Annotated in this window: 16 protein-coding genes and 1 pseudogene; 11 read left to right on the top strand and 6 right to left on the bottom strand. The window is 53.0% G+C overall.

The annotated features are described in order from the left end of the window. Positions 1–75: 75 nt before the first annotated feature. The 3 genes from JD108_RS17565 to JD108_RS17555 all read left to right on the top strand — a co-directional run bounded on the left by JD108_RS17565 (position 76) and on the right by JD108_RS17555 (position 2,831). A complete protein-coding gene (locus tag JD108_RS17565) occupies positions 76–1,005 on the top strand; it encodes an ArsR/SmtB family transcription factor (protein WP_198827278.1) in 930 nt (309 codons plus the stop codon). Further along, the gene (locus JD108_RS17560) at positions 1,002–2,261 is read left to right on the top strand and encodes an MDR family MFS transporter (protein WP_198827277.1); all 1,260 of its coding nucleotides are present in this window, start codon (positions 1,002–1,004) and stop codon (positions 2,259–2,261) included. Before JD108_RS17565 ends, JD108_RS17560 begins: the two co-directional genes overlap by 4 nt. Positions 2,262–2,402: 141 nt before the next feature. Continuing rightward, positions 2,403–2,831, top strand: a complete 429-nt coding sequence (locus tag JD108_RS17555; RefSeq protein ID WP_198827276.1) for a DoxX family protein — start codon at positions 2,403–2,405, stop codon at positions 2,829–2,831. A gap of 151 nt (positions 2,832–2,982) precedes the next feature. Here JD108_RS17555 and JD108_RS17550 read toward each other — a convergent pair whose 3' ends face one another. The 3 genes from JD108_RS17550 to JD108_RS17540 form a co-directional block, all read right to left on the bottom strand. Next, positions 2,983–3,600, bottom strand: a complete 618-nt coding sequence (locus tag JD108_RS17550) for a DUF6143 family protein (RefSeq protein WP_198827275.1) — start codon at positions 3,598–3,600, stop codon at positions 2,983–2,985. A 76-nt stretch (positions 3,601–3,676) separates the two neighbouring features. Further along, positions 3,677–4,537: an arylamine N-acetyltransferase gene (locus tag JD108_RS17545; RefSeq protein WP_198827274.1), complete on the bottom strand. Its 861-nt coding sequence runs from the start codon at positions 4,535–4,537 to the stop codon at positions 3,677–3,679. A gap of 151 nt (positions 4,538–4,688) precedes the next feature. After that, positions 4,689–5,063: a DUF423 domain-containing protein gene (locus JD108_RS17540; RefSeq protein ID WP_198827273.1), complete on the bottom strand. Its 375-nt coding sequence runs from the start codon at positions 5,061–5,063 to the stop codon at positions 4,689–4,691. A gap of 182 nt (positions 5,064–5,245) precedes the next feature. On the opposite strand from JD108_RS17540, the gene JD108_RS17535 reads away from it, so the two are divergent. From JD108_RS17535 to JD108_RS17520, 4 genes are all read left to right on the top strand, one after another. Continuing rightward, positions 5,246–5,428, top strand: a complete 183-nt coding sequence (locus JD108_RS17535) for a hypothetical protein (RefSeq protein WP_198827272.1) — start codon at positions 5,246–5,248, stop codon at positions 5,426–5,428. Positions 5,429–5,694: 266 nt separating this feature from the next. After that, positions 5,695–6,093: a hypothetical protein gene (locus JD108_RS17530; RefSeq protein WP_198827271.1), complete on the top strand. Its 399-nt coding sequence runs from the start codon at positions 5,695–5,697 to the stop codon at positions 6,091–6,093. Beyond that, positions 6,069–6,941: a hypothetical protein gene (locus JD108_RS17525; RefSeq protein ID WP_198827270.1), complete on the top strand. Its 873-nt coding sequence runs from the start codon at positions 6,069–6,071 to the stop codon at positions 6,939–6,941. The genes JD108_RS17530 and JD108_RS17525 overlap by 25 nt, the downstream gene beginning before the upstream one ends. Positions 6,942–7,424: 483 nt before the next feature. Further along, entirely contained in the window at positions 7,425–8,858 is a 1,434-nt protein-coding gene (locus tag JD108_RS17520) for a SpoVR family protein (RefSeq protein WP_198827269.1), read from the top strand. Here the strand turns inward: JD108_RS17520 and JD108_RS17515 are convergent. Next, entirely contained in the window at positions 8,818–10,590 is a 1,773-nt protein-coding gene (locus tag JD108_RS17515; RefSeq protein ID WP_228728188.1) for an IS1182 family transposase, read from the bottom strand. The two genes, JD108_RS17520 and JD108_RS17515, sit on opposite strands and share 41 nt — an antisense overlap. Before the next feature lie 261 nt (positions 10,591–10,851). Further along, positions 10,852–11,016 carry a hypothetical protein gene (locus JD108_RS17510; RefSeq protein WP_198827268.1) on the bottom strand — a complete coding sequence of 55 codons (165 nt, stop codon included), beginning with the start codon at positions 11,014–11,016 and terminating at the stop codon, positions 10,852–10,854. A 381-nt stretch (positions 11,017–11,397) separates the two neighbouring features. Between JD108_RS17510 and JD108_RS22190 the strand changes: the two genes are divergently transcribed. Continuing rightward, entirely contained in the window at positions 11,398–12,081 is a 684-nt protein-coding gene (locus JD108_RS22190; protein ID WP_212138830.1) for a M28 family peptidase, read from the top strand. Between the two features lie 92 nt (positions 12,082–12,173). Here the strand turns inward: JD108_RS22190 and JD108_RS17500 are convergent, their stop codons facing one another. After that, positions 12,174–13,388, bottom strand: coding sequence for an MFS transporter (locus JD108_RS17500; protein WP_407649359.1), 1,215 nt, complete (start codon positions 13,386–13,388; stop codon positions 12,174–12,176). Positions 13,389–14,071: 683 nt separating this feature from the next. Between JD108_RS17500 and JD108_RS17495 the strand changes: the two are divergent. The 3 genes and pseudogenes from JD108_RS17495 to JD108_RS17485 form a co-directional block, all read left to right on the top strand. Beyond that, positions 14,072–14,530, top strand: a pseudogene (locus tag JD108_RS17495) (cytochrome c oxidase subunit II); the annotation flags it as partial. Between the two features lie 123 nt (positions 14,531–14,653). Beyond that, on the top strand, positions 14,654–16,150 hold the full coding sequence (locus JD108_RS17490; protein WP_198826818.1) for an IS5 family transposase: 1,497 nt from the start codon (positions 14,654–14,656) through the stop codon (positions 16,148–16,150). Further along, the gene (locus tag JD108_RS17485) at positions 16,140–16,769 is read left to right on the top strand and encodes a COX aromatic rich motif-containing protein (protein ID WP_407649358.1); all 630 of its coding nucleotides are present in this window, start codon (positions 16,140–16,142) and stop codon (positions 16,767–16,769) included. Before JD108_RS17490 ends, JD108_RS17485 begins: the two co-directional genes overlap by 11 nt. Positions 16,770–16,774: the final 5 nt, after the last annotated feature.

Below are 16,774 nucleotides of genomic sequence, written 5' to 3'. Positions count from 1 at the left end.
TTCAAATCCATTGACAAAATCATCCACGGGGAGATACAGTATACCTATCCAAAATAACTGTTCGATGGTGATCGAATGAAAAATGTATATTCTATTCAAATCGAATACTCTCCGATTTACGAGTGCCTGATCAGCTTTTACGCGTATGTGAATCAAAAAGAAAGCAAACACTTTTGGCTCGGCTCCGCCTGGAGGGAACAGACCCGGCAGCAGCTTCCCGCCTCTTTTGCCGCCGAGCTGGAGGATGAACGCTGGGAGGTGTTGCACCGGATCGTCCTCTTAGCCGCGCAGTCTCCGCAAAAGGAGAGCGTCGAAGCCTTTCTCGCTTGGCTGGAGGGGCTTCCGGCCGGCGAAATGTACGAGCGGCTGGCTCCCTGGGTGGACGCCATTCCGCTCAATCTCGGGGAAATTCGCGACAAGTCGCTGTCATTGCTCACCCGCTGGAACGAGACGTATTTTTCCCGCCTCCAGACCTTCTCTTCCGAACAGGTGAGAGAGAGTGCGCGTCATTTTCAGCAGCTGGCCGCCACGCTCGACGGTCCTGCCCTGATCGACGCGGCCACCAACGGCATCTGGATCGAGCCTACGGAAAGTCTGCAGCGGGTGGTGCTCGTGCCGCAGGTCCACTGTGCCCCCGCGACCATCCTGGATTTTCACGGGTCGATGGCCACGGTGCTGTATCCCGTGATCGACGGAGAGCTGATCCGCGAAGAACCGATCGCCAAGCTGCTGGGAATCACCCAGTGCCTGGCTGACGAAAAACGGCTGCTGATCCTGCGGGCCTTGGCCGAAAAAAGCCATACCCTGGGCGAACTGCAGCAAGCCGTCTCGCTGGCGAAAAGCACGGTGCACCACCATGTGACGGCGCTGAGGAGGGCGGGGCTGATCCGCGCTCATTACCTGGATCACACCGCTCCACACGCTTACAGTCTGCGGGAGTCGGCGCTGGAGGAGCTGCCCGGGCTGCTCTCCCGCTTTCTCCGAAACGGAGATCGCCGCCGATGAGGAGCCGAGTGCAAGACCGCATGAAGCAGCTCTGGGCCGCGCAGCATCCGGTGGTCCATCTCCTGATGGCCGGAACTGTTTTTGTCATGCTGACACAGTCGATGAGTATGCCGTTTCTGGCGATTTTGCTGAGTGACACGACCACGCTGTCACCGGCAGAGATCGGGATCATTATCGGGGCGGGCCCGCTGGCGGGGATGGTCGGCGGTTTTCTCGGCGGGGTCTTGTCCGACTTGTTTGGACGGCGCAAGCTGATGCTTCTCTCCATGCTGCTGATGGCCGCCTCATTTGCCGGATTTACGGTGACCAATGATCCGCTGTTGCTCCTTGTGGGGAGCATTTTGAGGGGCTTGGCTGCCTCGTTTTACGCGACGATCTCCAAGGCGCTGATGGGGGACTTGACCCCGGAGGACAAGCGTTTCCGCGTATTTGCCAACCGCTATCTGGCCAATAACGTCGGCTATGCCATCGGGCCGATGCTGGGAGCTTATCTCGGTATTGCCGGAAGCGGGATGACGTTCTGGCTGACGGCTGTGATGTACGTGCTGTTCGCGGGTGTCCTGGCCTACGCCTGCCGCAAATACCAGGTCGGGGATGCTCCGGGTGGCGACGATCCTGCCGCCAAGCCGCGCCTCTCCCAGATCTGGCAGGTGATGAGCCGCGACGTCGTTTTGCTGATGTTTGTGCTGGGGAGCGTGCTGCTCGTCACCGTCCACGGGGAGATGTCGGTGACGCTGTCCCAATACCTCAGCGACCAATTTCATGACGGCGTCGCCCTGTTCAGTGCGATGATGAGCATCAACGGCTTGACCGTATTGCTGCTGCAGATTCCGCTGACGCGCTGGGCGGAGCGCTATACTCTGTTTCACCGGATTGCGGCGGGAGGGCTGCTGATGGCCGTGGGCGAAGTAGGATTTGCTTTCTCCCAAGGCTGGAGCGCTTTTCTCATCGCGATGGTCGTATTTACATTTGGTGAGATTCTTATCATTCCTGCCGAATATGCCCAGATCGACCAGATAGCGCCCCCGCAGATGCGCGGGACCTATTATGGCGCGCAGGGCATAAGCGAGCTGGGCAGCTTCCTCGGCCCTTGGGCGGGCGGGTTGATTTTGTCCGCATACGGAGGACCGGTCATGTTTCTGGTGATGGCGGTGCTTGCCGTAGCCAGCCTCTTTTTCTATGCGGCGGGACGCCATCTTTACGTGAAAAAACAAAGGGATGCCGGGGTAGCTGAAAAAAGCGCATCTGCTTCGTGAGGACATTCCCACGGCTTGGCTTCCCGTTGACGCTGGCATTGCATTAAAGACCTGGACGAATCGTCCGGGTTTTTCTGTTTGCGGGACAAGGCGCATAGAGTAGGTAGGGGAAGGGCAAAAGACGGAAAAGGAGAAGAAGAGATGAGCCGACACAAGGGGAGCGGCGAGGCGGGCGCAGCAGGCGTGCTCACATGGCGGGGTCAGCTGGAGCAGGCCGCCTATACCCTGCTGCGGATCGTCACCGGCCTTGTCTTTTGGGCGCATGGCCTCGCCAAATGGAAACAGGGGATGGGCAGCGTGACCGAGTGGTTCGGCAGTGTGGGACTGCCGGAATGGCTGGCTTATCCGGTCATCGCCATCGAGCTCGCCGGAGGCATGGCGCTGATCCTCGGCGTCGCGACGCGCTATGCGGCAGGGGCGCTGGCAGTGATCATGGCCGGAGCGATCCTGACGGTGAAGTGGCAAAACGGGCTGATCGGGGAGGCGGGGAAAAAAGGATATGAGCTGGATTTGCTGCTTATGGCGATCACGCTGTATGTGGCGGCTAAAGGGAGGGGAGGCCGAACGTAAAAAAACCGCTTGGACGCAGCGGTTTTTTTAGACCGTTGTGGCTATGCGGACTGTCGCAGCGATTCTGACTGTGGCGGCAATGCAGACTGCCGAAGCGATACGGATTGCCGCAGCGATACGGACTGCCGCAGCAGAGACGATCGTGCCGGACTCAACGATAGATCGGCTGCTCCCACCAGCCGACGGAGACGATCAGCTCCGCGGCTTCCTCCTCCGCCGGAACGAAAAACAATAGAGCCGTTCCCGGCGCGAGAATCCAATGGCCGGTCTTCTCTGCGGCAACCGATGTGCGGGGCGGGATGAGGCGGGTGGCGGCGACCACCCCATCCTCCGGCAACGAGCCCGTATCTGAGACGAGTTGCCCCTGTGCCAGCGGACAAGGCGAGGGCTGAACGAACCCGGAAGTCACAGACGGCGACACAGCAGGTGTCCCCAGTGCGGACGATTTGCCGAACCAGAGCTGGACTCGGGCCGTATGCTCTGCGGACTGGTTCGAGATCACATATTCGTTGATGAACAGATGAATACCCGACCGCGGCGGATTGACCAGCGCGGCCCAGCTGCTGGTGCCATTTCCGGCGAGAATCGGCTCGGTCTGCCCCAGATAGTATTTGCACTGCATCGCCATGGCGGCTGCCAGCGGGATACCGATCGTCATGTCCGCCTGTTCGTCGAGCGACTGACCGGGATAAGGAAAATAGCCCATCTGCATATACATATCCGTCATGCCGTAAAAATAGGGCGTTTGTGAAAAAAGGTGTTTTGCCATCGGGTTCGCTCCTTCAGGGAAACTCACCAACAGGATATGGCAATCGCCCGCTCGCCGTGCTTGCTTCTTCTAAGCGCTAGGCGGGTTCGCGGAAGAGATCGATTCCCCGGCGTTGGAGAACTTCGATGGCACGGGCCACGGGGAGGGAAGAAAGGCCGAATTCCCGATGGACCGCTTCCTCGATCTCCTCTGCCGTACGAAGACGGGTCTGCGACTCCGAGCCGTCGGCGTGGATGATGCGCAGGACGTTATCTTTGAGAGAGACGCAGCGCTGGCGGTCGAGCTGGTACAGATGAATCCGCAAGCACGTAAGAAAAGTAGCATCCGGCGCAAAGGAGCGCATGACTTGATCGCGGAAATCGGCAGCTGCCCGCCGCTCATCGGGGTGGAAATGCCAGGTGTCGCTGACCAATTCCTCCTGCCGGTAGCGGAGATAGCGGAATCGACCCGGCTGGTGCGGATCGGCGGCGATGCGGATGAGATCGGGACCGAAGCGGGAACAATTTTCCGGATCTCGCTGAAAGCGGACGGGAGCAAAAATCGGCGCGGCGGAGCCGACATCCACATAGACGGGCTCACCCTCCCATTCGGGCAGCCTGACGATGATGGCGACGTGTGAAGTCCCGACCAGCACGAGCTGTGCGTCAAACCCGAGGGCCTGCAGGAAGCGGTGAAAATGGGTATGCAGGGTATAGCAGGTACCCCCGTAGTGATTGAGAGCAGTCGCTCGCAAAAATTGATCAGGAGATAAAGAGGCGGGGGTTACGGCGATTTCCGCGGCCAGCAGCTTGCTGACATTTTCAAAGGGGAAGGCTTGCAAGTGGGCACGGCACAGCTGGGAGAGAAAGGAGAAACTGGCGGTCTGGCGATCCAGCCCCAATCGCTGTAGATACGCAAATGCCCAGTCCGGCAGGGAAAGGGCTTCAGACTTCGGCATGGGGATTGAACCTCCTTCAAGTCTGCTTCATGTAAGAATAGCTGAACGGCAGATGCCGAGTTCGAAATATTCTGAGAGCCAAAGGCACGGCTTCTTCTATTTATGAAGAAGAAGCACGTCCACATGCCGACTCAAGGGTTGAGCGAATCTGTCAAGTAGCGGATTTCCAGGCTTGCACGGCGAGCAGTGCCCAGCCGACGAGGAACAGCACGCCCCCAAACGGGGTGATCGCTCCCAGCACCCGAATGTTGGTTAAGCTGAGCGCGTAGAGACTGCCGGAAAACAGAATGATTCCGACGAAAAAGCACCAGCCCGCCCAGGAGAGGGCCGAGGATCCCGGGAAAAACTTGAGCAGCACAGCCACGGCAATCAAGGCCAAGGCATGCGTCGCTTGGTAGGTGACACCCGTCTGAAAAACGCCAAGCAGATATTCATCCAGCTTCTGTTTCAAGCCGTGAGCGGCAAAAGCGCCCAGCGCGACGGACAGAAATCCGTTGATTGCGCCCAGCAGCAGAAAGGTACGCATAATCGATCGCTCCTTTTTTCCGTAAGTTGCCCGAATCTATTGTACCTCATGGGCAGCCGCTCTGCCCAATTGCAAAATGATGAACGTGCCCTGTATGTACGTCTACACCGCTTGGACACCGCTTGCATAGGGTGTAGTAAATCCAGCAATCGTTAAAGCTGGATGAACGGGAGGTGACGCAGATGAACAAATGGTTCTCGCTTGTTGGCGGTCTGGTCGGCGGTTATGCCTTGTTGAAAACCCCGCTGGACGGCTCCTTCCTCTCCGGTCTGAATCCTATCGTGGACGGAATCGGGCTGATCACGATGCTTGTTTTCTCCGGTGCACTCATTTATTACGGTGTGCGGGACATGTTCCAGAAATAAGGCATGGAAAAGATTTGGGGATACGAATATCTGTGAAGAAATAGACGGTGCCCGAGAGATCGGCACCGCTTTTCTTTTGTGGCTTGAAACGTGCTATTACGTATAACGGGATGAAAGTGCATCGGTGCTATTAATAGTTGAATCATATTCAAGTGCCTACTTTGTTGGGAGGTACTTTCCACTTCATCAGTTACAATATAATTACAATATTATATTAATGTGTTAATTTAATTATATGAATCTATTGAATTAAAGGGGTGTTTCTTATGAAAAAAACTTTATTTGCTCTCTCAGTACTTTCAGTTCTATTTTTTGGTGTAACTACACCTAATACGAGTGTTTTTGCTAATAGTCAAATATCCTCTCTTCTTTCAGATAAAGCAGAAACAATAAAAGGTGATGCAGTGGTCATTAACGTAGATAAATTGAAAAATAATGATATTAAGGATATACTTAACTATTTAGAAAATAAAGGTAGCCATGTAGTTCTTAAAGGCTTATCTTTAAAAGAAAAAGATAAAATGATTAGCAAACTATATAAAAGAGGCGATGGGAAATTTCGGATTGACCTAGATTCATTTATGGCGATTAATGAAAAACATGGAGAAAGAGATGATCGACTATCTCCACATATTTATCAATGGCAAATATTGGGGGAGAGATAAAGCTTTCCTATGGCATCTCCTACTTAACCTTCGACTCAAAGAAGGAAGCAAAAGATTTTGCAAAGAATTTAAAAAATGAAAATTTTGGCCCTAGAGAGTTATTGTTGCAACAGGTAGATATGGAAATTGATGAAATGTTGAAAACAGATTACATAGAGGACAGATTAGAGTTACTCCAAGCTAAGGATGAACTTAGGAGTTTTAATAAGTCCTTAACGACATCAGGGGATATTATTTGGGATGATATTAGAGTCAATAGAACATTTTACTTTGGGAATTGGACTTCGGGAGCTCCAACAGCAGGAAAGATTGATGGGTACCGGTTTGTTTACAAGCACAGTGATAACAGTTCTGAATATGATTACTTTAGTATTGAGGGTGATTTCACGATCTATGATGGTTCCCGATCAGGGGGATCGGTTGGAAATAAACTAGACCGTTATGATGCAGGAGTATATTTAACGAGTACTGTTGATGAAATGCTTAAGGCGGCTCCGGTTACAGATGCACTCAACTTGGACGCTGACAAAGGTACCAACGTATCGTTTTCGATTGACGGAACCGGGACACCCTCAGTGAGTATCTCTTTTGATTGGCCAAGGGATGGTTTTCACGCAACCCTGGATGCTGAGTTAACGAGAGGAAATAAAGGATCGTATACTTTTGTTGTTAATGAAGACAATTACTATGATTGGTTGCCTGGTAAGTTTAGTGTTAACTATGCAGCTTATTTAAAGTCGGCAGGAACATTCTTGACTGTTGACCTAACACAAGGGCTAAGTACAAATGCAGGGTTCTACAAGAATGTTGATTTTTATATACTAGATCAGTTAAGAAACGATTATTAACGAGGTGAGAATTATTAGGAATATTGCCATTTCAATAATATTGTCTGCAATCATGGTCGTTTGGGTGTTGATATTTATGCTCTCTGACCTGATTCAGCAATTGGATTTTGGTCCTTCGAAAATAGGTATAACCGACTACAAAGTTCCAGGTTTTTTTAATCCGGTTTGGTTGCCAGTTTACGTTGGGATTGTGTTTATTTTTTATCAATTAATGAAAAAAGATCAATAAATGTAATATTGGCAAATAATGAAGGGTCGCAAGAAAAAGGCACCTCCCTATTAAGCTACTAAGAGAGGTGCCTTTTTTCTCCTGATGGTGTTAGTCAGTTATCTGTTCATCAGCGTAGATCGTTTTGTTCGACTTTAGACACAGCTCTTAGTAAAGAAAAACAGGACGAAAAAATCTGCCATTCTTCATCTAATCCCAAGCTCCCTCCATATACATAAGGTATAAGAAACGGAAAGACATGGGGGGACACCGACATGACAAACGAAGAGCGCAAAGAGCTGGAGCGCGCCATCGACGAGATCACCGAAATCGCCAAAGGCTTCGGCCTGGACTTTTACCCGATGCGCTATGAAATCTGCCCCGCCGACATCATCTACACCTTCGGCGCTTATGGCATGCCGACCCGCTTTTCGCACTGGAGCTTTGGCAAGTCCTTCTATCGCATGAAATTGCAATACGACCTCAACCTGAGCAAAATATACGAGCTGGTGATCAACTCCAACCCTTGCTACGCTTTTCTCCTCGACGGCAACAGCCTGATCCAGAACAAGCTGATCGTCGCCCACGTCCTGGCCCACTGCGATTTTTTCAAAAACAACGCCCGCTTCGCCAATACCAATCGCGACATGGTGGAGAGCATGGCAGCCAGCTCCGAGCGCATCCGCCAATACGAGATCAAATACGGCAAGGAAGCGGTGGAGTCGCTCTTGGATGCCTGCTTGGCTGTGCAGGAGCATATCGACCCGAGCCTCTTGCGCCCCAAGCTGAGGTGGAAGCGCGAAGTCGAGGATGCCAGCGCGGCGGGTGCCCGTCCGCCGGCCAAGTCGCAGCCAAGCAGCCCCTATGACGATCTCTGGAAGCTGGATGAGAAAGGCCAAAAGCAGGAGCCGGAGAAGCCCGTTCGCAAATTCCCGCCGCAGCCGGAAAAAGACCTGCTGCTGTTCATCATGGAGTACAGCCAGGTGCTGGAGGATTGGCAGCGGGATGTGCTGACGATTATCCGGGATGAGATGCTGTACTTCTGGCCGCAGCTGGAGACCAAGATCATGAACGAAGGCTGGGCCACCTACTGGCATATGCGCATCCTCCGGGAGATGGATCTGACGGAAGCGGAGACCATCGAGTTCGCCAAGCTCCACTCGTCCGTCATCCAGCCGTCGCCGACCAGCATCAATCCCTACCATCTCGGGCTGAAGATTTTCGAGGATATCGAGCGGCGCTGGGACCACCCGACGCAGGAAGAGCAGGAGCGCTTTGGGCGCAAGCCGGGTCAGGGGCGGGAGAAGCTGTTTGAAGTGCGGGAGCTGGAATCGGACATCAGCTTCATCCGCAACTACCTGACCAAAGAGTTGGTGAACAAGCTGGACCTGTACATGTTTGGGAAGCAGGGCAATGAGTGGGTGGTGACGGACAAAGCCTGGGAGGATGTGCGCGACGGTCTGGCCGTCTCGCGGGTGAACGGCGGTTTTCCGTACATCATGGTGCATGACGGCGACTATCTGCGGGCTGGCGAGCTCTACCTGAAGCATCACTACGAAGGGCTGGAGCTGGACGTCAAGTACGTGGAGAAAACGATCCCGTACATCTACCAGATGTGGGGCAAAAATGTGCATCTGGAGTCGGTGATCGATGAGAGGCCGGTGCAGTTTACGTATGACGGGAAAAAAGTGCATCGGCGGTTTTTGTAGAAGTGAACGGTACGGTTTGGCAGGAAAGAAGAGGGGCTGTCCAATAAGTCCCCAAAATAAAAAGTTGGGCGGAAAAACGTAATGTTTTCCGTCCAACTTTTTTGTGCGGCTGCTTTTGCAGGAAAGTAGCGAGGCGGATGCCTGCCACTTTCAATAGATTGTGGGCCAATGCCACAATCCCAAACTCGACGTGAACCTTGTCCAGCCCCCGTAAGGAGAACCGTCGGAACGACCGGTTGCCCTTGAGGTGACCGAACACGCTTTCTACCTCCACTTTACGCCGAGCATAGATCGCGGACTTCTCGTCATCCTCAAGGGCTCTTTTGGCCTTTGCCTTTAACTCTTCCCATATCGTGTTCCAGTGTACCTGGCGATTCCCTTTTGCTTTGGTGCACGAGAGCTTGAGCGGGCAATCGCTACAATCCTCACATTCATAGATCTTGAAGCTTTGCTCCAGGCCAGAAGCGTTTTTTTTCGTCTGGTATTTCTTAAAGCGAACGTATCGACCATTCGGGCAAACAAAGCGATCATCCTGCTCTTCATACGTCCAGTTGGAAGCGTGCCGGATGTCCTTCTGGTATCGTCGGGTTTTCTCCTTCAAATAGTTGCCGTAGGGTATGAGAAACTCAAATCGCGGCTGTTTTTCTTCGCCCATCGCATACAAGTAGTTTTCCTCGCTGCCATAGCCAGCGTCGGCAATCACGGTTTTGGGCATCGGCAACGAAGACGCCGCCAATCGCTCCATATGCGGAATAAAGCATCGTGTATCCGTAGGACGCTGATGGATGCTGTAGAACAAAACAAACTGGTTTTCCGTGGCCATTTGCACATTGTAGCCTGGCTTCAGTTGGCCATTTTTCATGTGATCTTCCTTCATGCGCATAAACGTGGCGTCCGGATCGGTTTTCGAGTAGCTGTTGCGATCGCCAAAGCAGGCTTTCTGCTGCTCATACTTGGCGAAGCGAGGAAGGAAATCCTTCCGAATCTGTTTCAGCGGCCTCTTCAAGGCACTGCGCGCTTTGCGCAAGGCTTTCCGCTCTTCGCTGCCGCTGGTCTGCGTGAGCTGTTCGGTTAAGCCTTCGACTCTTTCCTCCAGCACGGCCGCTGCTTCTTCGAGCTTGGCAGGGAGCTCTTCCGGGTCTGCCGCTGCATATTCGCCAGCTTCTTGCTGCGTGAGCGTATGAATATGCGCAAGGGTGGCCTGCACCTTTTCCTTGAGCTTTTCCTCGAAGCGAAGCGTGGATTTTTTCCACACAAAAGAGTACTTGTTCGCATCGGCTTCAATCTTTGTGCCATCCAAAAAGTACTGCTCCATCGAAATGTAGTTGTCCGCGATGAGCTTGCGGATCATCGTTTCAAACAGTTCGTCCATGAACGCTTTCATGCGCACGCCGCGAAAATCGTTCAAGGTACGGAAGTCAGGCTGCTGCATCGCCGCCAGCCACATGGCCGGGAGGTTCTCACGCAACAGCTTTTCAATACCGCGGCAGGAATAAACCTTTTGTGAGTAGCCGTAAAGGATCACCTTAAGCATCATTTTGGGATGGTAGGAACTGCGGCCTCCGCCCGTGTAATGAGCAAACAACTGCTGATCCGGAATGGCTTCGATCATTTCATCAATGACACGAGCCACATGATGGGTGGGAACATACATCTCCAAATCCAGAATCATCTGAGCCTGCTTGTTGTCGTACGGTTTGAAGGTAGGGGCAAGATGTCGCGTGGGCATCATTTTTTCTTCCACATCCTGTAGAGGAAGAGCCAGTTGCATGGTATAATCATGATTAGTAGTCGTCCGATTACGCAAGAAAATCGTCCTTTCTTGAATTGGTAGTGTGGTAACTTCCATTTTACAAGAAAAGACGGTTTTTTTGTGCTTATTTTTTACATTCAACAAAAACGGGGCGCCCAGAAGTCAGTTTATGCTGACTTTCTGGACAGCCCCTTGTGCTGTGGATGTTCATTTTTTTGCGCGTTGAGGCATGTCACGGCATTAGTACATGTATCCAATCATCAGCATAAGCGCCACCACTACGGCACAGACCACCCAGGTGTAGAGTGCATGCCGGGAGCGGGTCTGGAGCCACCTGCCGAGAGCGATGATTCCGATGAGTATGACCAATGCCAGCAAAAGGACCGGCAGCAGCAGAATCCACACAGGCGATCCCTTCCCCCTTACAGACGTTTCAGAAAGATAACGTAAAGCCCTTTGGAGATCGATTCTAACACATTCCCGGAAATCCCGTCCCTATTCCCTCATGCAACCAGGGAGAGTTAAGAATTCGTTAAGATTCATGTAAATACTGGCGTAAGGTTCGTCTGCTACCATTCTATCCAATCATGCAAATCATCACGTGACAGATGTGGATAGAGGAGGAGCATATGCGAGCCAATCGCGTAAAAAAGATGAGTCTTTGGCTGTTGTTGATCGGAGTGATCTGGTTTTCCATCCGGGAGTTGGAGCCTCCCCGTCCGGTAGCCGCTGACGCAAGTCCAGACGTATTTTCAGCAGAGCGGGCATTCCGCTACTTACAGGAGATTGCCAAGGAGCCGCACCCGACCGGCTCGGCAGGTCATCAGCGGGGGGGGGGATTATCTCATCGCCGAGATAAACCGGCTCGGGCTGGAGCCTCAGGTGCAGACGGCCGAAGTGTCCAAGACAGATGGGAACCGGAATCTCGTGACGGCCGCGACCGTCCGGAATATCCTCGTCCGCGTAGCGGGAACCTCTCACACCTCGGCGATCCTGGTCTCGGCGCATTACGACTCCGAACCCGGGAGCTATGGGGCCAATGACGATGGGGTCGCTGTCGCCGCCATGCTGGAGACCTTGCGTATGCCGCAGGCAGGGCCGAAGCCAAAAAACGACCTGATCTTTCTGTTTTCAGACGGAGAAGAACTCAATTTGCTTGGGGCCGAGGCGTTTTGGCGGGATCATCCGTGGGCAAGGGACGTCTCTTTGGTCCTGAATTACGAGTCGAGGGGCTCGCGCGGCCCCTCTGTCATCTGGGACGCCGGGCCAGGCATCGCGGAAGCTGACCTGCCGTATATCTTTGACCGGCTGTATACGGGGGAAGCCTCCCGAAACCGCAGCTCCAGCGGCAGCGGTTTGGGTCTTGCGATCGTCAAGCGGTTGGTGGAGAGGCAGCGCGGCCGGATAGATGTACAGTCGATCCCCGATGTCCGCACTTCCTTTGAAGTGAGGCTGCCCCGGGCAAAATGACAATCGCAGGAGATCCACGCATACAAAAAGGCGCCTCCCCAATCCAGGGAGACGCCTTTTTTCTTACAGAGCTGGAAGAGCGGGGATGCAGCCTACTCCTGCACTGCCGGTGTGACCGCTCTGCCACCGGTCCGGCGATTCCATGACACCGACAAAAACAAGCTGAAGAGCAGCAGAAACGCGCCGAACAGATACGGCAGATTGAGATGCACATCGTACAGGATCCCCGCCAGAGACGGCCCGACGATATTGCCCACGCTCATGTAGGCGTTGTTCATCCCGGCGACGAAGCCCTGTTCCTTGCCCGCCATTTTGGAGAGCAGGGTGTTAATGGACGGCCGCAGGATGGAGGTGAAGACAAAGAAGATGCTCGTCACGGCCAAGACATACCAGAAATTTCCGGAGAGCAGCATCAGCACCATGGTGACCGCCGAGACGAAAAAGCTGATGTTGATCAGGCGCTTTTCGCCGTAGCGCTGGAGCAGGCGCCCGATCAGAAAAGACTGCACGATGACGCCGATCAGTGCGCCGACGGTGATCAGGATGGCGATGTCTTTGGGGGTATACCCGAACTTCTGGTCGACGAACAGGCCGAAGATGGCCTCGAAGTTGGAGAGGCCAAAGGTGAGCGTGAAGACCAGAATCAACGGCACCAGATACGCCGCTTTAAAAGACTGTCCGAACTGCACAAACAGATTGGAGCGCTTTTTCTCCGAGTTGCGGTGGGCCAGCTGGTCTTCCATCGAGAGGGTTTCCCGCAGGAAGATCAGGGATACGACCGTCGATACGAAGGCAACCGCAGCGGACACATAAAAAGGAACGCGCAATCCGTATTCTGCGAGAAAACCGCCAATCCCCGGTCCGATCACGAAGCCGAGTGACATGGCCGCACCCAAAAGGCCCATGCCTTTTCCGCGTGCTTCGTCGGTCGTAATATCCGCGACGTAAGCCATCATCGAGGGAATCATAAAGGCGGCGCCCATTCCCCCGATCAGGCGGGAAAGATACAGGAGCCACATCTGGTCGGCAACCGCGAAGATGAACTGGGACAGCGTAAAGGCGGCAAGTCCCGAAACGATCATGTTCTTGCGCCCGTATTTGTCGGACAACTCTCCCGCAATCGGCGAGAAAATGAACTGTGTGAGGCCAAAGGCGGCCACCAGATACCCGAGTGCCTGCCCGCTCGCTCCGAATTCAAGCATGAACTTGGGCAGAACGGGAATGATCAGGCCGATACCGAGCATCGCGATAAACATGTTGATCATCAAAATGACGAGGGGCCCTGTTTTCATGCTTTGTTCTTTCACGTACTGGTTCTCTCCCTTCACTTTCTATCTATTTCTGCGACGTTTTTCTCTATTATTTCTTCAGATTTGCAGCCCTGGCGACCGGACTTCTCGGTCAAACCCTCCGATAAAAATAAGTTCCATTATAGTCAAAAGCAGGGGCGATAGCAAATGTAAAATCAGGGCGGCGGCAGGAAGAGCGCCCTGGCCGTCGCCCAGTGCGCTGCCTGCCCGACAACCCCTCCGCCGCTCATAACCCGAAGAGATGACAAAAGAGTAGCAATTCGTCACTTGGGAGGTGACACTGGGAAGTAGACGCGGACTGCGGACGAAACGACCTGCATACAAACCCATTTGATCCGAACCCAATGGAAAATGAACAATACCCAAGCGAATGTTTGCCTGATGGCAGCATTCGCTTTTTTATGCTTGCCGGCAAAACGGATGCCCCCCTGTCATCCCAACCATTTCTGGAGGCCGGAACCAATGCAGGGGATCCGTAACAATATCGTGATCATCTCGTGAACCCTTCTTGAACAGTTTGTAGCAAAAATGAGGCGGAATCTTGAAAGCTGAAAAAATGCCCTGCAGAAAATTTTTCCCTCTGTTACGATGTGTAATGCGAAAAAAGTTCAACTCAGTTAAACGAATGGGGACGGACGGTTGGTTCCTTTTCTGTGATGAAAGAGGAAGGGGTATCAGATATGAACAATCTGAAGAGACTTCGTCAAATGAGTTTTTGGATCATGGCGATGCTCGTCAGCGTCCTCGTATCGGGCTGCGGCAGTGACTACATCGTGCTGAATCCGAAAGGGCCCGTTGCGGAGACGCAGTACAATCTCATCATCATTTCCGTTATCTTGTGTGCGATTGTCGTGGTCCCTGTACTGGCCTTCACGGCATACGTCGTGTACCGCTACCGCGACAAACCGGACAACAAAGCCCCTTACCAGCCCAACTGGTCGCATAGCACGAAGCTGGAAGTGATTTGGTGGGGGATTCCCGTTGTGATTATTGCCTTGCTCGGCTACTTTACGGTCAGAGACACCTACGCTCTGGTGGAGCCGCCCAATCAAGAAGTAAAGCCGATTACCGTTCAGGTGACATCGCTGGACTGGAAATGGATGTTCACTTACCCTGAACAAAACATCGCAACCGTTAATTAGGGGCTGCTGAACAGATAAAAAATACTGTAACCACAAGGGTTTTGCCTCGCTTTCATCGAAATCATGTGCAAGGAAATCGACGATTTTTCTTCAAATTCCTTGCACATGGAGCGGATCTGAATGTACGAATTTCTCTCTCATCGTGAAAATCAACTGCTTCTCCCTGATGATTTTTTCTTGCCATTTGGCGGCAAGTTGAGTAAAGAAAATCGCTGGGTCAAGTTGGCTCGGTTGGTACCGTGGGCACATGCAGAGAAAAAGTATGCCAAGTCCTTCCGCATATCGTTTCGTGGACAAAAGGCCGTTTCCATCCGTGTCGCTCTCGGGGCACTCATCATTCAGGAACGTTTGCAACTGTCGGACCGGGAAACGGTCCAGCAGATTGTCGAAAACCCGTATCTGCAATACTTCATCGGGCTGGAAGGCTATCAGGATCATCCACCGTTCCACCCGTCGCTCATGACGCATTTTCGCAAACGTTTAGGCGAACCGGTTCTCCGTGAAATCAACGAGATCATCGCGGTTGAGGCCGCTAAATCAATTCCAGATTCCGACCGTGACGATGAACCAAAATCAGGTACAAAATCCAAAGGTAAACGTACGACCAAGCGTCACTCAACATCCGAGGAAGATCCGAACCAGGGTGTCTTGTTGCTGGATGCCACATGTGCCCCGGCGGATGTGGCGTACCCAACCGATTTGAACTTGCTGAACGAGGCGCGTGAGAAACTGGAGGAGATCATCGATACGTTACATGCTCCACAGATTGGTCGTTCCCGCAAACCACGGACTTATCGGGATAAAGCTCGAAAGGAGTACCTGGCCGTGGCCAAACAGCGTCGTGCAAACGGCAAGGTGATTCGTCGAGCGATCGGCAAGCAACTCCGGTATGTAGCACGTAACCTTCAAATTATCCGCAACATGGCCTCACGGCAGCCGCTGACACTTTTGAGCCGGAAACAATATCGCGACTTGCTTGTGATTCAGGAACTGTATCGACAGCAACGCATGATGTTTGAACGCAAAACGCATCAGATCGAAGATCGAATCGTGAGCATCCACCAACCGCACGTCCGCCCGGTCGTACGCGGCAAAGCGAAAGCGCGAGTAGAGTTTGGCGCCAAAGTATCGGTCAGCATGGTGAACGGTTATGCTTTTCTGGAGCGTCTATCATGGGACAGCTTCAACGAAGGGGTGACGCTGATCGAATCTGTAGAAGCATACAAGAGACGCTTTGGTTGTTACCCGAAGGCGGTACTTGCCGATCAAATCTATCGCACCCGGCAAAACAGGGCATTTTGCAAAGCGCATGGCATTCGTTTGAGCGGTCCGGCGCTTGGCCGTCCCGTACAAGGCGAAGAAGCGACAGAACAACGGCGAGTCGCAAGACAAGATGCACGAAAACGCAACGCCATAGAAGGCAAATTTGGTGAGGGCAAGCGCAGGTATGGGCTTGGCCGTATTCGAGCATGCCTTGCGAAAACAAGTGAAACCGTCATCGCGCTTCAGCTCCTGGTGATGAACCTCGAGCGTAGGCTGCGGGATTTTTTTGTCTCCTGGTTAAACCGTCTTCTTTCCTATAGAATTCCTGCTTTTGGAAACATTTTTGAAGTTTGAAAACCGTTCAGCAGCCCCTAATTATGCTCCGATTCCAGCCGGTGTGCCTGTGCAGTTTGAAATTACGTCCGACGCCCCGATGAACTCCTTCTGGGTGCCGCAGCTCGCGGGACAGACCTACTCCATGCCGGGGATGGCGATGGGGTTGTGGATGCAAGCGGATGAGCCGGGCGAGTATTTCGGCTCCGGCGCCAACTTCACGGGAAAAGGCTTCGCTCACATGAACTTTAAAGTGATCGCGAAGACGCCGGAAGAGTTTGACAAGTGGGTGAGCGAGGTAAAAGGTACGGCGCCCAAGATGACCCAAGCGGATTACGAAAAATTGGCGGAGCCGGGTCTCTCCGACCGCTTGACCTACTCTGCGTTTCCGGAAGGCTTGTTTGAGGAGATCGTCAAGAAGTACGGGCACGGCCACCATCATCCGAACGGGATGAATCACTACAAAAATAATGAGCAATCGGATGCGGGCGATCGCTCCCCCGCGAAAAACACGGACCATGCGGACCATGCCGATCATCCTGTCACCAGTACCGATGAGACGAGTATGCACATGGAGCATGAGCATGCGCCAACGAATCCAGCGGCACAAGCGCCATCCAGCCACACATTGAATCCATAACCATA

Origin of the sequence: Brevibacillus composti (assembly GCF_016406105.1) — a bacterium.
Taxonomy (GTDB): domain Bacteria; phylum Bacillota; class Bacilli; order Brevibacillales; family Brevibacillaceae; genus Brevibacillus; species Brevibacillus composti.
Note: the sequence above shows the minus strand (reverse complement) of the source record. Positions and strands in the feature narration are given on the sequence as shown.

Excerpts from the sequence above, each read along its gene's own strand:
- JD108_RS17535 (WP_198827272.1), top strand. The coding sequence starts at position 5,246 with ATGAACAAATGGTTCTCGCTTGTTGGCGGTCTGGTCGGCGGTTATGCC.
- JD108_RS17565 (WP_198827278.1), top strand. The coding sequence starts at position 76 with ATGAAAAATGTATATTCTATTCAAATCGAATACTCTCCGATTTACGAG.
- JD108_RS17515 (WP_228728188.1), bottom strand. The coding sequence starts at position 10,590 with ATGATGCCCACGCGACATCTTGCCCCTACCTTCAAACCGTACGACAAC.
- JD108_RS17540 (WP_198827273.1), bottom strand. The coding sequence starts at position 5,063 with ATGCGTACCTTTCTGCTGCTGGGCGCAATCAACGGATTTCTGTCCGTC.
- JD108_RS17550 (WP_198827275.1), bottom strand. The coding sequence starts at position 3,600 with ATGGCAAAACACCTTTTTTCACAAACGCCCTATTTTTACGGCATGACG.
- JD108_RS17490 (WP_198826818.1), top strand. The coding sequence starts at position 14,654 with ATGTACGAATTTCTCTCTCATCGTGAAAATCAACTGCTTCTCCCTGAT.
- JD108_RS17525 (WP_198827270.1), top strand. The coding sequence starts at position 6,069 with ATGGCAAATATTGGGGGAGAGATAAAGCTTTCCTATGGCATCTCCTAC.
- JD108_RS17545 (WP_198827274.1), bottom strand. The coding sequence starts at position 4,537 with ATGCCGAAGTCTGAAGCCCTTTCCCTGCCGGACTGGGCATTTGCGTAT.
- JD108_RS17530 (WP_198827271.1), top strand. The coding sequence starts at position 5,695 with ATGAAAAAAACTTTATTTGCTCTCTCAGTACTTTCAGTTCTATTTTTT.
- JD108_RS17555 (WP_198827276.1), top strand. The coding sequence starts at position 2,403 with ATGAGCCGACACAAGGGGAGCGGCGAGGCGGGCGCAGCAGGCGTGCTC.
- JD108_RS17560 (WP_198827277.1), top strand. The coding sequence starts at position 1,002 with ATGAGGAGCCGAGTGCAAGACCGCATGAAGCAGCTCTGGGCCGCGCAG.
- JD108_RS17520 (WP_198827269.1), top strand. The coding sequence starts at position 7,425 with ATGACAAACGAAGAGCGCAAAGAGCTGGAGCGCGCCATCGACGAGATC.